The organism is Pseudomonas sp. B19(2017) (assembly GCF_002113165.1).
In the GTDB taxonomy this organism is placed as follows: Bacteria; Pseudomonadota; Gammaproteobacteria; order Pseudomonadales; family Pseudomonadaceae; genus Aquipseudomonas.
Genome location: NZ_NEJR01000002.1, coordinates 329327 through 343575, shown reverse-complemented (window position 1 = coordinate 343575; position 14249 = coordinate 329327). Strand labels below are relative to the sequence as shown.

Genomic DNA, 14249 nt, shown 5'->3' with positions numbered 1-14249 from the left:
TCAATAGTCACTATTCAGGGTGACAGGCTGCGCAATATCAGGCTGGACAGCAGGGCGGGCGCTTCATCGGTGGTGTCGAGCCCGTACTGAAGCAGCAGTGGGTTGAAATAGGGGCGCATGATCACGTGGATCGCCCGGGTGGTTTCGTCCAGCGGCGTCTTGCGCTCGAAGTCGCCGCTCTGCCGGCCCAGTTGCAGGATCTCGCGAAGGGTCTGCTCGATGAAGTTCTCGTAGGCGAGGGTCGCCGGCCAGCGCCCGGAGGCGGCGGAGGCAGCGATTTCATAGAGCTTGCGGTCCTGGAAGAATAATGCCAGACAGGCGTCCACCAGCGTCTTGAACATGCGCCGCAGCTTCTCGGGCGGGCTGGCCACCCCATCGATGGCGGCCGTTACCTCGGTCTGTATCTGCTGCAGGCAGTTCGAACAGATCATCTCGCCGATGGCCTGCTTGGACTCGAAAAACTTGTAGATATAGGCCTTGGAAAAACCGATGGCCTTGGCCAGGTCGGAAACCGTGGTCTTCTCGTAGCCATACAGGCGGAAATGCTCGATCGCCGCTGTCACGATCTGATCACGCACTTCGTGATCCACCGGGCCACGTGCTGCAACTTTAGGGGAAGGGGTCTTGTTCATGGGGTATAGCCTACAGAGGCTCAGGATGATGGACAACAAGTGACCGATGTGTATTTTGGTCACGATTTCTATCATCTCCCCCAGCCTCGAAAGAATGTTCCATGCCCTCGAAGCGCATCCTTGTGGTGTAACTGGTCCCTGGCAGCTGGCTTCTGGCCGCCACCTTCTCCGTCGGCAAAGCTACCGTTCGACAGACGACCGAGCCGCATCTACGCTGTGCCACCTCGGAAAGCGGCGTATTCATGTCGGCAGCCGAGCCGCCTGACTGGAGAGGCCGTGATCGGGTAAGGTTCGTTTGGTTAAAATTGTTTTGGCGCAAAAAAACATGAAAAACAGAACATTATTCATCGCCTTGCTTGGATTGTGCACAGCAACCCACGCGCAGCATTCGTTGGCAGAAAATATCAATGGCAAGAAACTTTACCTGCAGCGATGCTCGGTTTGCCATGGCACGGATATCAAAGGAACAGGACCGCTGGCAAGAAAAAGCAACCCTCCAACGCCAGACCTCACGACCTTGAGTTTCAGGAAACGATTGGCCGATTATCCCGGCGTGATTGTATCTTCAATAGTGCTTCGCCCAAATGGCAGTCTGATTCCAGATACATTGAAAGAAAACAATGTGAAGATCCCGCCTCACGCTTGGAGTGTTCAGGATTTGCGAGATGTCAACCAATACATGAGCAGCTTGATTTCGAAAGCGCAGTGATCAAGGACTAATGAAAGATCGGGGTCTGTGAAGGGGCTCCGCTACGATCTTTCAACGGCTTGAGGGGTAGAACTTCACAAAAATAATCTCGGGATCACCTTCATCCAGGTTCTCGATATGACCGCTCTCAATGAAACCGAACTTTCCGAGCAGTTTTTGCATCGGCTCATTAGAAGCATTTGTCGATGTGAATAACTTTACGGCCCCGCACTGGGATTCCAGTGTACGGAGGATCGCGGAACCGACACCGTGACGGCGCTGTGAGTCTCTCACCATGATGAGCGGGATGAATGCGTGTTCAAAGAACGAAAAGTCAAGTACGCCATACCCCAGCACCCCCGATGCATCGCGAGTTTCCACGGCGATCCAGCATTGGCCGGCAGTTACGGCTTGCGCAATTAACGCTCGGCGCCTTGGTTTTCGCTTGGCGATGGCGTCCAGATCAACCAACCTGTCGATATCGCTGCTCGTGGCGAGCCGGACGTTTAACTGTAGAGGCATTGTTACACCGTGAGTGGGCCGGAAAGCATAGGATCAAAGGCGGGGGCGCCCTGGCGTCCCCGTCGCTGCGCCCATTCAAGCACTAGCCTTCAGGCGGGGATATCCCGCAAATGAATTCATCCGATCCCAGGCGATGCGAACCGAACTCCACCACGTAGCCAGCACCGCGGCGCTGAGCCTCGACCCTGGCGGTCTTCTGGTCGGCATAGACATCGACGAAATGCCAGGGGTGCCGGTCTCGCAGCACGCCCCATCCGAGTACCCAACCGTCATTGTCCGGATCGGGCGGCAGGTTTTTCGCCAAGCTGCGGATGCTCATGCATTCACCCCGCTGAGCTAGTCATTGTTCTGCTGTGAAGCGAACTGAATCACCATCCGCCCTTTGATCTTGCCTTCCAGCATCTCCTCGAAGATCTGGTTGATATCTTCGATCGGCCGCAGGGTCACCTTCGGCACCACTTTACCTTCCGCTGCAAACTGGAAAGCTTCCTGCAGATCCTGCCGAGTGCCGACCAGCGAGCCGATCACTTCGATACCGTCCAGCACCAGGCGAGGAATATTCAGGTTCATGGCTTCCGACGGCAGGCCGACCGCAACCAGTCGGCCACCCGCGCGCAGGGCGTCGACGGCCGAGTTGAACGCAGCCTTGGCAACGGCGGTAACCACGGCGGCATGGGCGCCACCGGTCTTGGCCTGGATAACCTTGGCGGCATCCTCGGTGCGCGAATTGATGACCAGGTCGGCGCCCATCTCGCTGGCGAAGCGCAGTTGCTCTTCGTTGACATCGATGGCGATCACTTTGGCGTTGAAGACGTTCCTGGCATATTGCAGGGCCAGGTTGCCCAGGCCGCCAAGGCCGTAGATGGCGATCCATTGGCCGGGGCGGATGTTGGAGATCTTCACTGCCTTGTAAGTGGTCACGCCGGCGCAGGTAATGCTGCTGGCGGCAGCGGAGTCGAGCCCGTCGGGCACTTTGACCGAGTAGTCGGCCTTGACGATGCAGGCTTCGGCCATGCCGCCATCCACGGTGTAGCCAGAGTTCTTCACTTCGCGGCACAGGGTTTCGTTGCCGCTGTTGCAATATTCGCAATGCCCACAGCCTTGGTAGAACCAGGCCACGCTGGCACGGTCGCCCGGTTTGAGCGAGGTGACGCCTGGCCCGACTTCCTGGACCACGCCGATGCCTTCATGGCCTAGCACGACACCGGTCTTGTCGCCGAAATCGCCATTTTTCACATGCAGGTCGGTGTGGCACACACCGCAGCACTGCATCTTCAGCAGCGCTTCACCGTGCTCGAGTGGGCGCAGGGTTTTCTCCACCACCTCCACGCGACGGCCTGGCGCAACAACAGCAGCTTTCATATGAGCCTCCGTGTCTATCTGAGTGAGCTTGAGTTATCGCAGGGGTTAGCATAGCCCTTGCCTGGTGGGGCAAAACTGCTTCAGGTCATGGTCTGGGGCGGCAACCGGCTTGCACACATCTACCTGCCTTGCGCAGCCACTTGTGGGGGCAACTGTCTTGCTCAATTTCCAAAAGCTGGCGCGCTCCCACAGGGTTCTGTGTAAGGCTCGCCACAAAAAGAAAAGCCCGCGGCAATAATGCGGCGGGCTGCAAGAACATACGGAGCAGGGCCAGTGTGCCCACCCGGATGTCAGTATTTCGTGAAGGTCAGGTCACGAGCTTGTCATGCATGGCTCAGTACCAGTTGGCTGATGACGCATACCGAGCCGTCCTCGGCCGGTGTGTCGTCGGTGTAGTCCACCTGGTTGTATACCCCGCCATGGAAATTGAGCGTGCGCGTCGCCCAGGTCGCGCCCAGTTGCAGCGACGATGTGCTGCCGATACGGCCGTTGCAGCTAGCACTGACAGTGCAGGCACCGTTGTTTGTCACGTCGATAGTGACATCGAAACGGGCACCGAGCGGTACGTCGGCCAGCACCGTGCTGCTGCTCGTGGTCAGCTGGTTGAAGTCGGTTCGAAAGCCCACGGTGATCTTGCCCTTGTTCCAGAACACCTTGATGGGCGGGCTGTCGTCGTCCTTGACGTGCAGCTGGGCAATCACCACCTTTTGCGCAAGGTTCACTTTCTGCAGTGTCATGGTCTGGTAATTGCGGTGCCGGGCGGCGCTGTCCAGCGCCCAGTACGCGGGCTCCTTCCACTCGCAGCGGGTGCGGTGGGTACTTTTGCTGGAGGCACCTTTGGTGGGGGCCGTCATGCGGATGGAGCCGTCGCTCAGGCGGGCGATGACTTCAGGCAGGGTCGCCAGTGCCTGGGCGCCGGTCAATTCCAGGGCTACCGGGTTGGTCGCGGATTTCGGCACGGGGGTGGTGATGATGAGGTTGTCGATATTAACAGTCATGGGCGTTCTCCTTGAAAAACGACAGGTCCTGCATCATTTGCGAGCCTGGCCAGCATGGGCGCAGTTCACTGTGATTTGCCAAGGCTGGACGAAGGGAAAACCCAAGGGATAAAAAAGCCCGCCATGCAAGGCGGGCAAGCAACGTTTGAAGGGAGAGCCTGCAGACTGGACCTGGCCGGTTAACCGAGCATTAAGTGGTAACGCATTGACCTGCGCAGCCGATCAGCCTATACAAGCCTGCCATCAGCCCAGGAGCCAGCATGCACGACGAAGACGACCTGCACGAACCCGAGCACGATCACCTGCTTGACCACGAATTCCTCTATGACGACGTGGAGCCTGAAGCGGATGCCCAGGGTGCCGAGGACGAGGTGGAGGAAGACGAGGAAACACTGGATGACCTCGATGACGAGGACCGCGATCACCCAGCCTGGTTCGACGACTGCGAAGACGACTGATTCAGCGCCCGTCTACCGAAAAACGCCCGGGGCCGCTCACTGCCAGCAACAGCAGGCCGCCCATGATGCTGAGGTTTTTCAGGAACTGGGTCATGTTGGCGCTGCGCTCAGGGTCGACCATGTTCCAGAACGGGTGGCCCAGCAGCGCCGTGCCCAGCACGAACAGCGCAAACAGGAAGGCCAGCGGCCGGGTATAGAAACCGAGGATCAGCAGGATGCCGACGACGAATTCCATGAGCACGGCAACTGCCGCTGCCAGCATCGGGGCAGGGGCGCCCAGTGAGGTCATGTAGCCGACCGTGCCTTCGAACCCGGTCAGCTTGCCCCAGCCAGACAAGACGAACAGGATCATCAGCAGCACGCGGGCAATCAGGATAATGATGTCGCGTTGACCATCGAACAGGGAGTAGCGCATGGCAGCGTTCCAGTGGACGGGGACAAGCTCCACTCTAGCAGTTGCGCCAAGGATTGCTGGCGGGCAGCAAAAAGGCGCCGCAGGGGCGCCTTTTCAAGGAAGTTTGGTGCGAGTGGCGGGACTCGAACCCGCAAGGCTCACGCCGACAGATTTTAAGTCTGCTGTGTATACCAATTCCACCACACTCGCACGCTTGAAGGGGTCGCAGCGACCGGCTCGCTTCTAAGCAGAAGGGCTTTGCAATCAAGCGCGCTTTATAACCCATTGTTATAGTTGAGTCAACCGCAGCACCTATGATCAACAGAGTGAAGGGTCGATCGAAAGGGCAATTGACACCTTGCTGTCATTACGCCACTGTTGCCCTCCTTTATTGGATCCAAGGCGATTGCGGTGATGACTCAATCCACTGCTTCCGAGCGTATCGTGCGCCCACGGCTGTTCTGGCGACTGCTGTTCGTGCAGGTAGTCGTGTTGGGCGCATTTCTCTACCTCAGCCTGATCAGCCTGGGCGGTTACCTGCTGATGCTGGGGTTCGATGCCGAACACCCTCAGCCACAGCGGCTTATGGCCCTCGCCGGTGGCGGGCTTATCCTGCTGGTCGGCTTGTGGCTGCTGAAGGTGGCAATGCCGCGACGTATCAGCCCGGTGCTGGTTGAACCTGAGCGCTGAACCTCGCCAGCCGCGCGGGGTCAATTACGCAGGGCTAACAACGTGGGCGCTCACACGCGTGCGCGTTCGACCAGGCCTATTTCCTCTCCTGCTGTTGTGCCGGTGGAGCTTGCATGGTTTCAGCTGACTGCCTCGACCCCCCCGTCATGCCCGCCCACCGCTATGAGCAGTTGGTCCAGTCGGTGGTGGATTACGCTATCTACATGCTCGACCCGTCTGGCCATGTAGTGTCGTGGAATGCGGGCGCGCAACGTATCAAGGGTTACCGTGCCGATGAAGTGATCGGTCAGCATTTTTCGTTGTTCTTCACCCCGCAGGATCGCACTGACGGCCGCCCGGAGCGCTTGCTGCGTCAGGCGCTGGAGCATGGCGTGGCGCAGGATGAAGGCTGGCGCGTACGCAAGGATGGCACGCAGTTCTGGGCCTTGGCCGCGCTGGATGTCATCCGCGATGACCATGGCCAGATCGTCGGTCTGGCCAAGGTAACCCGGGACATCACCGACCGTCGCGAGTCGGCGCTGCAACTGGACGCGGTGCGAGCCCAGCTGTTCCAGGCACAGAAACTGGAGGCCCTCGGCCAGTTGACCGGTGGCCTGGCGCATGACTTCAACAACATGCTGACCATCATCATCAGTTCGGCGCGCCTGGCGCTGGCCACCCAGGACCCGGCACGCGCCCAGCGCATGCTGCAGCATATTCTCGATGCCGGGCAGCGGGGCACCGAACTGACCCAGCAGTTGCTCAGCTTTGCCCGTCACCGCAAGCTTGATGTGGCCTGCATCGCCCCGGCGAACCTGATTGCCGCCACCCGTGGTCTGCTGGAACCTGCACTGCCTGGTTCAATTGAACTGAAGGTGCTGTTGCAACCGGACCTGCCCCTGATCGAGGCGGATGCCGGGCAATTGCAGATGGTGCTGCTCAATCTGTTGTTCAATGCCCGCGATGCCATCACAGGGCAGGGCCGGATCGTCCTGACGGTCGATGTGGTCGAACTGGCCGGCGAGGTAGAGGGGCTGCACGGCGGGTTTGTGCGTTTCGAGGTGGAAGACAGCGGCGAGGGTATCGAGCCAGCGGTACTGCCGCGGATCTTCGAGCCGTTTTTCACCACCAAGCCATTTGGCAAGGGTACCGGCCTGGGCCTTAGCCAGGTGTATGGGTTTGCCAGGCAGACGGGGGGCGCCATTTGCGTCGACAGTGAGCCCGGCCGGGGAACCTGCATGCAGCTTTACTTGCCAATCTATCAGCTCCAGACCGACAGCCAACTCGACAGGTAGATACCATGGCACAGGCACTCAGGCGGCTGGTGACGGGAATCGAAGGGCTCGATGCGTTGCTCCGGGGTGGCCTGGTGGCTGGCGCGTCCTACATCATCCAGGGCCCGCCAGGGGCCGGCAAGACCATTCTCGCCAACCAGCTGGCCTGTGCGCATGTGCGCGGCGGCGGCCGGGTGCTGGTAGCCACCTTGCTGAGCGAGTCGCACGAGCGGCTGTTCCAGTACCTGGCAACCCTGGAGTTCTTCGACCCGGCGCTGGTCGGCGACTCGATCCAGTTCGTCAGTGCCTTCGACACCCTGGAGCAGGAAGGCCTGGATGCGGTGGTACGGTTGCTGCGCCAGGAAATCGCCCGGCAACAGGCCAGCCTGTTGATCGTCGATGGCGTGCTCAACGCCCGGGTGCGCGCGGAAACCGCGCTGGACACCAAGAAATTTGTCTCCGAACTGCAGGGCCATGCGGCCTTTGCCGGTTGCACCGTGCTGCTGCTGACCAGCGCCCGGCTGGAAGAGGGCAGCCCGGAGCACACCATGGTCGACGGTGTAATCGAACTGGGCGAGCAATTGTTCGGCAGCCGCGCCGTGCGCCATGTCCAGCTGCGCAAGACGCGGGGCAGTGCGGCGTTGTCGGGGCGCCATGAATGCCTGATCGATGAGGCCGGCATGCACGTCTACCCACGCCTGGAATCGCTGTTCAGCCACCCCAGCCAGGCGGGTAGTGCAACCCTGGAGCGTATCGGCAGCGGGGTGGAAAGCCTGGATGAAATGCTCGGTGGCGGTTTGGCCACAGGTTCGGTCAGCTTGCTGATCGGGCCTTCGGGTATTGGCAAGACTTCCTTGGGCCTGGCCTTTCTCGGTGCCAGCAGCCCGCAGGCGCCGGGGCTGCATTTCGGCTTTTACGAAACGCCGGAGCGCCTGCGTATCAAGGCCGTGTCGCTAGGTTACGATTTTGCCGCCATGGAGCAGGACGGCAGCCTGCAGCTGTGCTGGCAGCCGACCACCGAGGGCCTGCTGGACCAGGTCGGTGCGCGCCTGCTCGAGCGGGTCGCAGCGCACGGCAGCAAGCGCGTGTTGATCGACAGCCTGGGGGCGTTCAGCCGCCTGGCCACCGACCCGGCGCGGCTCAATGCGTTTTTCCGCGCACTGGTCGGCGAGTTGCGCGCGCGCGATATCAGCGTGATGCTGACCTGGGAAATGCGCGACATCTTCGGCGCGGAAATCAGCGCCCCGGCCCCGGACCTGTCGAGTATCGTCGACAACCTGATGCTGATGCGCTTCGTCGAGCTGGATTCGCAACTGCGGCGCATGCTGTCGATCCTCAAGGTGCGTGACAGCCACCATGACCCTGCCTTGCACGAGCTGCTGATCGGGCCGCAGGGCATTACCCTGCGCAAGGCGTTCGAAGGTGCCTGCGGTGTGCTTTCGGGAACGCCGGTGCCGCAGGCAAGCGGGTGACGGTGCGGGCGATGAACACCATCCTGATTGTCGATGACGAGTACCTGATCGCCGACATCCTCGGTTTTGCCCTGGAGGACGAAGGTTTCCTCGTGGAAAAGGCGAGCAACGGCTGCAAGGCGCTGGAGGCACTGAAGGAAAAGCGCGTTCAGCTGGTCATCACCGACTACATGATGCCGCTGCTCAACGGTGAGGAACTGGTGCGCTCGATGCGTGAAGACCCGGCCTTGAGCGAGTTGCCGGTCATCCTCATGAGTGGCGCGCAGGCCAACCAGGGATGCCCGGAACTGTTCGCCGCGGTGTTCGACAAACCGTTCGACATGGACTGTATGATCGCCAAGGTGCGCGAACTGCTGGGCACCTGAGGCGCGGGGCGATCAAGCGCGTCCGTGCGGCTTGAGGCAGGTCGCTCAGTGCGAGTCGTCGTGCTTTTCCGGGGCCGGGCTGCCGGCCTGGATACGCTTGAAGATCTCTTCGCGATGGACCTGGACGTCTTTCGGTGCATCGATACCGATCCTCACTTGCATCCCTTTGACGCCCAGAATGGTGACTTTGATGTCATCGTTGATGACGATGCTTTCGCCAACCTTGCGGGTGAGTATCAGCATGTAGTTCTCCTTGGTGATGTAAAAGTCCGTCGGGCTAGTTGCCACGGCGGCGGGAGCTTGTCCCTCTTCCTTCTCATTAAAGACGCTTTCGGCGGATAGTAATTCCCCGACAGACAAATTCTGTTGCGTGTCTTCAGTCGCAGGTGCCGACGCAAACCGCCAGCGGTTTGTCGGCCAAGGTGCTCGGTGGCAAGAATAGGGGGCTTGGCGGCCAATGGGAAATTTCTTCGCAACATGGGCTGAATAGACCGGGTCAATGGTCGTTCTGTTCCTCGAGTGCCTGAAGAAACAACAGCAAGGCTACTTCTTCACGGTCCAGACCCTTGCGTACACGGTTCTTCGGCAAGTTGGCCAACTGCCCCAGGGCGTAGTGTTCAAGTACCGCCGGGTGAATGTAGCAACGCCGGCACACCGCCGGCGTATTGCCCAGGCGTGTGGCAACCTGGCGGACGATGGCGGCGACCTGGCGCCTGGCTTCGCTCTCGGGCTCCCAGGCCAAGGGCCTGAGCAGCTCCAGGGCCAGGCTGCTACCGGCCCAGGTGCGGTAATCCTTGGCGGTGAAGTCGGCACCGGTCAGCTGCTGCAGAAACTGGTTGACCTCGCTGGAGCCGACGCTGTGGCGCCGGCCGTCGTCGTCCAGGTACTGGAACAACGCTTGCCCGGGCAACTCCATGCAGCGCTTGAGCAGATTGGCCAGGCGCCGATCGTTCAGGCTGACGTTGTGTTCGACGCCGCGCTTGCCGCGGAACTGGAAGCGAATGCTGCTGCCCTTCACCTGGACATGACGGTTGCGCAGGGTGGTCAGCCCATAGGACTGGTTGTCACGCAGGTAACGCTGGTTGCCGATACGGATAAGGGTGTGGTCCAACAGGCTGATCACCAGCGCCATCACCTTTTCCCGGTCCAGGCCCGGCCGGGCAAGGTGGGCGTGCAGTTGTGCGCGCAGTTTCGGCAGGGCTTGGGCAAACGCCAGCATGCGCCCGTACTTGTGCTGGTCGCGTACTTCGCGCCACTGCGCATGGTAGCGGTATTGCTTGCGGCCACGGGCATCGCGGCCCGTCGCTTGCAGGTGGCCCTGCGGGTCGGCGCAAATCCACACCTCGGTATAGGCCGGGGGGATAACCAGTGCGGCGATGCGGGCGAGGGTATCGCTGTCGCGCACCCGCTGGCCGTTTGCATCCAGGTAGATGAAACGGCCCCGCCAGCGTCGCCGGGTCAGGCCCGGCTGGCTGTCGTCGACGTAGTGCAGGCTGGGCGGCAGGGGGCAGTCGAGCATGGTTGGCAGGCCTCGATCAGTTCACTGATCAATGGACAGCAGCCGCAGGGCCGATGCTCAGCCCAGCAACGCCACCGACTTGATCTGGGCAAACAGCACCTGGCCCGGGTGCAGGCCGAGCTGGTCTGCCGAGAAGCGGGTGATGCGCGCGAGCAGGGCGATGCCGCCGGCATCCAGGCTGACCAGCACATGCGCCGGGTTGGCAGCCGGGCGGCTTTCGCGCACGCGCACCGGCAAGCGGTTGAGGATGCTCGAAGTGCTATCGGCTGCCAGGGCCAGGCTGACGTCACGGGCCTGCACCTTGACCCGCAGTGAGCTGCCCATCACCTGGGCCGGGTGGGCAATGCGCAGCAGCGGCCCATCCTTGCCGGGCAGGCGCAGGTCGAGCAGGTCGTAATACGGGTCATGGCCTACCACCAGGCCCTCGAACACCACGCCGGCATCCTCGCCCTGGGCCAGCGACAGGTCGAGGCGGGCCAGGGTTTCGCCGATCGGGCCGCTGGCCACTGTCTGGCCTTGCTCCAGCAACACCAGGTGGTCGGCCAGACGCGCCACTTCCTCCAGGGCATGGCTGACATACACCAGCGGGATGTCCAGTTCGTCGTGCAGGCGCTCCAGGTAGGGCAGGATCTCGCGCTTGCGCGGCCCGTCGAGGGCCGCCAACGGCTCGTCCATCAACAGCAGGCGCGGGCTGCTGAGCAGGGCGCGGGCAATGCCTACCCGCTGCGCCTCGCCTCCGGACAAGGTTGCCGGGCGGCGTGCCAGCAAGTGGCCGATACCCAGTAACTGGCAGGCCTGTTCAAGGCTGACCTTGCGCTCGGCCGCAGCCACCCGCCGCCAGCCGAATTCCAGGTTGCCGCGTACCGACAGGTGCGGGAACAGGCTGGCCTCCTGGAACACGTAGCCAACCGGGCGCAGGTGCGGTGCCTGGAAGTAGCCGCGGGCACTGTCCTCCCAGACTTCGCCGTTGACTTCGATATAGGCGCTGGCGGCCCGTTCCAGCCCGGCCAGGCAACGCAGGCAGCTGGTCTTGCCAGACCCCGAGTGGCCGAACAGCGCGCTGATGCCGTGCCCGGGCAGGTGCAGGTCGACGTCCAGGGTGAAGTCGTCGCGCGCCAGTTTCAGACGCGCCACAATCGATGCACTCATTTCAGCTCCAACCGGCTTTGCCGCGGCGTCCAGCGTACAGCAGGAGCAGCACCAGGAACGAGAACACCAGCATGGCGCCGGCCAGCCAGTGTGCTTGCGAATAGGCCATGGCCTCTACATGGTCGAAGATCTGCACCGAGACCACGCGTGTCTTGTCGGGGATGTTGCCGCCAATCATCAACACCACGCCGAACTCACCCACCGTATGGGCGAAGCCGAGGATGCTGGCGGTGATGAAGCCTGGCCGGGCCAGCGGCAGCACCACGTGGACGAAGCTGTCCCAGGGGCTGGCGCGCAGTGTGGCGGCCACTTCCAGCGGGCGCTGGCCAATGGCGCCGAAGGCGTTCTGCAGCGGCTGGACCACGAAGGGCATGGAGTAGATCACCGAGCCGATCACCAGCCCGGTGAAACTGAACACCACGCTGCCCAGGCCCAGCGCCTGGGTCGCCTGGCCCAGCCAGCCATGCGGGCCGAGGGCGATCAGCAGGTAGAAGCCGATCACCGTGGGGGGCAACACCAGCGGCAAGGCCACCACCGCGCCCACCGGCCCACGCAACCACGAGCGCGTGCGCGCCAGCCACCAGGCAATGGGCGTGCCGACGATCAGCAGGATCAGGGTGGTCAGACTGGCCAGTTTCACGGTCAGCCAGATGGCGCCCAGGTCACTGGCGTCCAGCGGCATCAGATTTCATAACCGTAGGATTTGATCACCGCCGCGGCTTTCGGCCCTTTCAGGTAGTCGACCAGGGCCTTGGCGGCGGGGTTGTCCTTGCCTTTTTCGAGGATCACCGCGTCCTGGCGGATAGGCGCGTGCAGCGACGAGGGGACGATCCAGGCCGAACCGCTCTCGACCTTGCCGTCCTTGTAGATTTGCGACAGGGCGACAAAGCCCAGTTCGGCGTTGCCGGTGGAGACGAACTGGAATGCCTGGGTGATGTTCTGCCCTTCGACCAGCTTGGGCCTGGTGGCTTCGGTCAGGTTCAGCTTGTCCAGCACCTGGGTCGCGGCCAGGCCGTAAGGTGCGGTTTTCGGGTTGGCGATGGACAGGTGCCTGAATGTGTTGTTCTTCAGCACTTCGCCGTTGGCGTCGACATAGCCGGGTGTGGCCGACCACAGGGCCAGGGTGCCGATGGCGTAGGTGAAGCGCGAGCCCGGGACAATGGCCTTTTCCTGCTCGAGCTTGGCCGGGGTGCTGTCGTCGGCAGCGAGGAATACCTCGAAAGGCGCGCCGTTCATGATTTGTGCGTAGAACTGGCCGGTGGCGCCGTAGGCCGCGACCAGCTTGTGGCCGGTGTCTTTTTCGAAGGCCTTGGCAATGGCCTGGATGGGGGCTGTGAAGTTCGCTGCGACCGCGACCTGGACTTCCCCGGCCCAGGCAGTGTTGAAGGCGAGCAGGCTGGCCAGGGCGGTGGCGGCCAGACAGGAAGGGCGGATACGCATCGAGCAGCTCCTTGGGGGTATCGTTATATCCTTAACTATATAGCGATAGGCCAGGGGCCGGGAAGGGGCAGGATTATGCATGGGCAGGTCAGGCCTCTTCGCGGGCTTGCCCGCTCCCACAGTACTGCGCAGCATTCAAAACCAGTGGTGAACCTGTGCCCGCGAAGAGGCCGAGCCTGCTTATGCAGATACCTGGCGCCCGACTACTGCCAGCGCCTTTTCGGCAATCTCCCGGGTCAACGCACCCGCCGGCATATGCCTGCCCAGCCGCAACGCCTGCCCCGACCACAGGTTGCTGAAATCGCTCTTGCCCTGTGGATCCGTAATCGCTCGCAAAGGCATCAATGCCCCCCCGGCCAGCGGGAAGCGCGGCGCCAGGTCGCTCATCGGCCCCAGCTCGCGCATGATGCGGTTGTTGATGCCACGCGCCGGTCGGCCGGTGAACAGGTTGGTCAGCGCCGTGTCGCTGGCAGGCGCGCTGTCCAGGGCCTGGCGATGCGCCGGCGAGACCTTGGCTTCAGGGCAGAACAGGTAAGCCGTTCCGATCTGCACGGCCGAAGCACCCAGGGCCAGCGCCGCCAACAGGCCGCGGTGGTCCGCAATGCCGCCGGCGGCAATCACCGGCACGCTGACCGCATCGGCCACCTGCGGCACCAGGGCGAAGGTGCCTATCTGGCTGGTGATGTCGTCGCTGAGGAACATGCCGCGATGGCCGCCCGCTTCGTAGCCCATGGCAATGATCGCATCACAGCCGTGGCGCTGCAGCCACACGGCTTCTTCGACGGTGGTGGCGCTGGACAGTACCTTGGCCCCGCTGGCCTTGACCCGTTGCAGCAGGTCTGCCTGGGGCAGGCCGAAGTGGAAACTCACCACCTCCGGGCGCAGTTGCTCGACCAGCTGGCAGCTCTGTTCGTCGAAAGGCGCGCGGTTGGACACCGGCGTAGGAGCAGCGAAGTCGGCACCCACTTCGTTGTAATAGGGCTCGAGCGCCTGCTTCCAGCGTGCATCGCGCTCGGCGTCGGGCGCTGGCGGCTGGTGGCAGAAGAAGTTCAGGTTCAGCGGGCGGCCCGGGCAGCCGGCGCGGAAGGCGGCGATCTCGGCGCGCACCTGGTCGCCGGTGAGCATGGCGCAGGGCAGGGCGCCCAGGCCGCCCGCCAGGCCCACGGCGATGGCCATGCCCGAGCCCGTCGCACCGGCCATGGGCGCTTGCAGAATGGGCAACTCGATGCCCAGCAGGTCGAGGATGCGGCGGTCGGGCCAGTGGCTCATGCGGTTCTCCTTGCGCGGGCGAGTGGTGCGGCGGGGGC

Annotated in this window: 18 protein-coding genes and 1 tRNA gene; 6 read left to right on the top strand and 13 right to left on the bottom strand. The window is 62.4% G+C overall.

Annotation, left to right across the window (positions count from 1 at the left end; genetic code table 11):
* Positions 1 to 14: 14 nt before the first annotated feature.
* Positions 15 to 632: a TetR/AcrR family transcriptional regulator gene (locus CAF70_RS04660; protein WP_085622062.1), complete on the bottom strand. Its 618-nt coding sequence runs from the start codon at positions 630 to 632 to the stop codon at positions 15 to 17.
* 325 nt (positions 633 to 957) lie between these two features.
* Between CAF70_RS04660 and CAF70_RS04655 the strand changes: the two genes are divergently transcribed.
* A complete protein-coding gene (locus tag CAF70_RS04655) occupies positions 958 to 1341 on the top strand; it encodes a cytochrome c (protein WP_085622687.1) in 384 nt (127 codons plus the stop codon).
* A 51-nt stretch (positions 1342 to 1392) separates the two neighbouring features.
* Here CAF70_RS04655 and CAF70_RS04650 read toward each other — a convergent pair whose 3' ends face one another.
* The 4 genes from CAF70_RS04650 to CAF70_RS04635 all read right to left on the bottom strand — a co-directional run bounded on the left by CAF70_RS04650 (position 1393) and on the right by CAF70_RS04635 (position 4202).
* On the bottom strand, positions 1393 to 1842 hold the full coding sequence (locus CAF70_RS04650) for a GNAT family N-acetyltransferase (protein ID WP_085622064.1): 450 nt from the start codon (positions 1840 to 1842) through the stop codon (positions 1393 to 1395).
* A gap of 82 nt (positions 1843 to 1924) precedes the next feature.
* Positions 1925 to 2161 (bottom strand): hypothetical protein, encoded by a 237-nt coding sequence (locus CAF70_RS04645; protein WP_085622066.1) that lies wholly within the window; start codon positions 2159 to 2161, stop codon positions 1925 to 1927.
* 17 nt (positions 2162 to 2178) lie between these two features.
* Complete coding sequence (adhP, locus tag CAF70_RS04640; protein ID WP_085622068.1) at positions 2179 to 3204, bottom strand: alcohol dehydrogenase AdhP; 1026 nt, start codon at positions 3202 to 3204, stop codon at positions 2179 to 2181.
* 323 nt (positions 3205 to 3527) lie between these two features.
* On the bottom strand, positions 3528 to 4202 hold the full coding sequence (locus tag CAF70_RS04635; protein WP_085622070.1) for a polysaccharide lyase family 7 protein: 675 nt from the start codon (positions 4200 to 4202) through the stop codon (positions 3528 to 3530).
* A 260-nt stretch (positions 4203 to 4462) separates the two neighbouring features.
* Here CAF70_RS04635 and CAF70_RS04630 point away from each other — a divergent pair, with 260 nt between their 5' ends.
* Positions 4463 to 4660 (top strand): hypothetical protein, encoded by a 198-nt coding sequence (locus CAF70_RS04630; protein WP_085622072.1) that lies wholly within the window; start codon positions 4463 to 4465, stop codon positions 4658 to 4660.
* Position 4661: 1 nt separating this feature from the next.
* On the opposite strand, the gene CAF70_RS04625 is transcribed toward CAF70_RS04630, so the two are convergent.
* Both CAF70_RS04625 and CAF70_RS04620 read right to left on the bottom strand, forming a co-directional pair.
* A complete protein-coding gene (locus tag CAF70_RS04625) occupies positions 4662 to 5075 on the bottom strand; it encodes a DoxX family protein (RefSeq protein ID WP_085622074.1) in 414 nt (137 codons plus the stop codon).
* A gap of 104 nt (positions 5076 to 5179) precedes the next feature.
* A tRNA-Leu gene (locus tag CAF70_RS04620) sits at positions 5180 to 5264 on the bottom strand.
* A 204-nt stretch (positions 5265 to 5468) separates the two neighbouring features.
* Here CAF70_RS04620 and CAF70_RS04615 point away from each other — a divergent pair.
* The 4 genes from CAF70_RS04615 (at position 5469) to CAF70_RS04600 (ending at position 8834) form a co-directional block, all read left to right on the top strand.
* Positions 5469 to 5744, top strand: a complete 276-nt coding sequence (locus CAF70_RS04615) for a hypothetical protein (protein ID WP_085622076.1) — start codon at positions 5469 to 5471, stop codon at positions 5742 to 5744.
* A gap of 113 nt (positions 5745 to 5857) precedes the next feature.
* Positions 5858 to 7018: a nitrogen regulation protein NR(II) gene (locus tag CAF70_RS04610; RefSeq protein WP_085622078.1), complete on the top strand. Its 1161-nt coding sequence runs from the start codon at positions 5858 to 5860 to the stop codon at positions 7016 to 7018.
* A gap of 5 nt (positions 7019 to 7023) precedes the next feature.
* Positions 7024 to 8469 (top strand): ATPase domain-containing protein, encoded by a 1446-nt coding sequence (locus CAF70_RS04605; RefSeq protein WP_085622080.1) that lies wholly within the window; start codon positions 7024 to 7026, stop codon positions 8467 to 8469.
* A gap of 11 nt (positions 8470 to 8480) precedes the next feature.
* On the top strand, positions 8481 to 8834 hold the full coding sequence (locus tag CAF70_RS04600; protein ID WP_085622082.1) for a response regulator: 354 nt from the start codon (positions 8481 to 8483) through the stop codon (positions 8832 to 8834).
* A gap of 45 nt (positions 8835 to 8879) precedes the next feature.
* Here CAF70_RS04600 and csrA read toward each other — a convergent pair whose 3' ends face one another.
* The 6 genes from csrA to CAF70_RS04570 form a co-directional block, all read right to left on the bottom strand.
* On the bottom strand, positions 8880 to 9077 hold the full coding sequence (csrA, locus tag CAF70_RS04595; protein ID WP_004375914.1) for a carbon storage regulator CsrA: 198 nt from the start codon (positions 9075 to 9077) through the stop codon (positions 8880 to 8882).
* 253 nt (positions 9078 to 9330) lie between these two features.
* Complete coding sequence (locus tag CAF70_RS04590) at positions 9331 to 10353, bottom strand: DNA topoisomerase IB (protein ID WP_085622084.1); 1023 nt, start codon at positions 10351 to 10353, stop codon at positions 9331 to 9333.
* Between the two features lie 57 nt (positions 10354 to 10410).
* A complete protein-coding gene (modC, locus tag CAF70_RS04585; protein WP_085622086.1) occupies positions 10411 to 11502 on the bottom strand; it encodes a molybdenum ABC transporter ATP-binding protein in 1092 nt (363 codons plus the stop codon).
* A 1-nt stretch (position 11503) separates the two neighbouring features.
* A complete protein-coding gene (gene modB, locus CAF70_RS04580; RefSeq protein ID WP_085622088.1) occupies positions 11504 to 12184 on the bottom strand; it encodes a molybdate ABC transporter permease subunit in 681 nt (226 codons plus the stop codon).
* Entirely contained in the window at positions 12184 to 12942 is a 759-nt protein-coding gene (gene modA / locus CAF70_RS04575) for a molybdate ABC transporter substrate-binding protein (protein ID WP_085622090.1), read from the bottom strand. Before modA ends, modB begins: the two co-directional genes overlap by 1 nt.
* 180 nt (positions 12943 to 13122) lie before the next feature.
* Complete coding sequence (locus tag CAF70_RS04570; RefSeq protein ID WP_085622092.1) at positions 13123 to 14211, bottom strand: nitronate monooxygenase family protein; 1089 nt, start codon at positions 14209 to 14211, stop codon at positions 13123 to 13125.
* Positions 14212 to 14249: the final 38 nt, after the last annotated feature.

Coding starts and splice junctions, on each gene's coding strand:
- modA (WP_085622090.1), bottom strand. CDS start 12,942: ATGCGTATCCGCCCTTCCTGTCTGGCCGCCACCGCCCTGGCCAGCCTG.
- CAF70_RS04605 (WP_085622080.1), top strand. CDS start 7,024: ATGGCACAGGCACTCAGGCGGCTGGTGACGGGAATCGAAGGGCTCGAT.
- CAF70_RS04590 (WP_085622084.1), bottom strand. CDS start 10,353: ATGCTCGACTGCCCCCTGCCGCCCAGCCTGCACTACGTCGACGACAGC.
- CAF70_RS04635 (WP_085622070.1), bottom strand. CDS start 4,202: ATGACTGTTAATATCGACAACCTCATCATCACCACCCCCGTGCCGAAA.
- csrA (WP_004375914.1), bottom strand. CDS start 9,077: ATGCTGATACTCACCCGCAAGGTTGGCGAAAGCATCGTCATCAACGAT.
- CAF70_RS04655 (WP_085622687.1), top strand. CDS start 958: ATGAAAAACAGAACATTATTCATCGCCTTGCTTGGATTGTGCACAGCA.
- adhP (WP_085622068.1), bottom strand. CDS start 3,204: ATGAAAGCTGCTGTTGTTGCGCCAGGCCGTCGCGTGGAGGTGGTGGAG.
- modC (WP_085622086.1), bottom strand. CDS start 11,502: ATGAGTGCATCGATTGTGGCGCGTCTGAAACTGGCGCGCGACGACTTC.
- modB (WP_085622088.1), bottom strand. CDS start 12,184: ATGCCGCTGGACGCCAGTGACCTGGGCGCCATCTGGCTGACCGTGAAA.
- CAF70_RS04630 (WP_085622072.1), top strand. CDS start 4,463: ATGCACGACGAAGACGACCTGCACGAACCCGAGCACGATCACCTGCTT.
- CAF70_RS04610 (WP_085622078.1), top strand. CDS start 5,858: ATGGTTTCAGCTGACTGCCTCGACCCCCCCGTCATGCCCGCCCACCGC.
- CAF70_RS04625 (WP_085622074.1), bottom strand. CDS start 5,075: ATGCGCTACTCCCTGTTCGATGGTCAACGCGACATCATTATCCTGATT.
- CAF70_RS04650 (WP_085622064.1), bottom strand. CDS start 1,842: ATGCCTCTACAGTTAAACGTCCGGCTCGCCACGAGCAGCGATATCGAC.
- CAF70_RS04570 (WP_085622092.1), bottom strand. CDS start 14,211: ATGAGCCACTGGCCCGACCGCCGCATCCTCGACCTGCTGGGCATCGAG.
- CAF70_RS04600 (WP_085622082.1), top strand. CDS start 8,481: ATGAACACCATCCTGATTGTCGATGACGAGTACCTGATCGCCGACATC.
- CAF70_RS04660 (WP_085622062.1), bottom strand. CDS start 632: ATGAACAAGACCCCTTCCCCTAAAGTTGCAGCACGTGGCCCGGTGGAT.
- CAF70_RS04615 (WP_085622076.1), top strand. CDS start 5,469: ATGACTCAATCCACTGCTTCCGAGCGTATCGTGCGCCCACGGCTGTTC.
- CAF70_RS04645 (WP_085622066.1), bottom strand. CDS start 2,161: ATGAGCATCCGCAGCTTGGCGAAAAACCTGCCGCCCGATCCGGACAAT.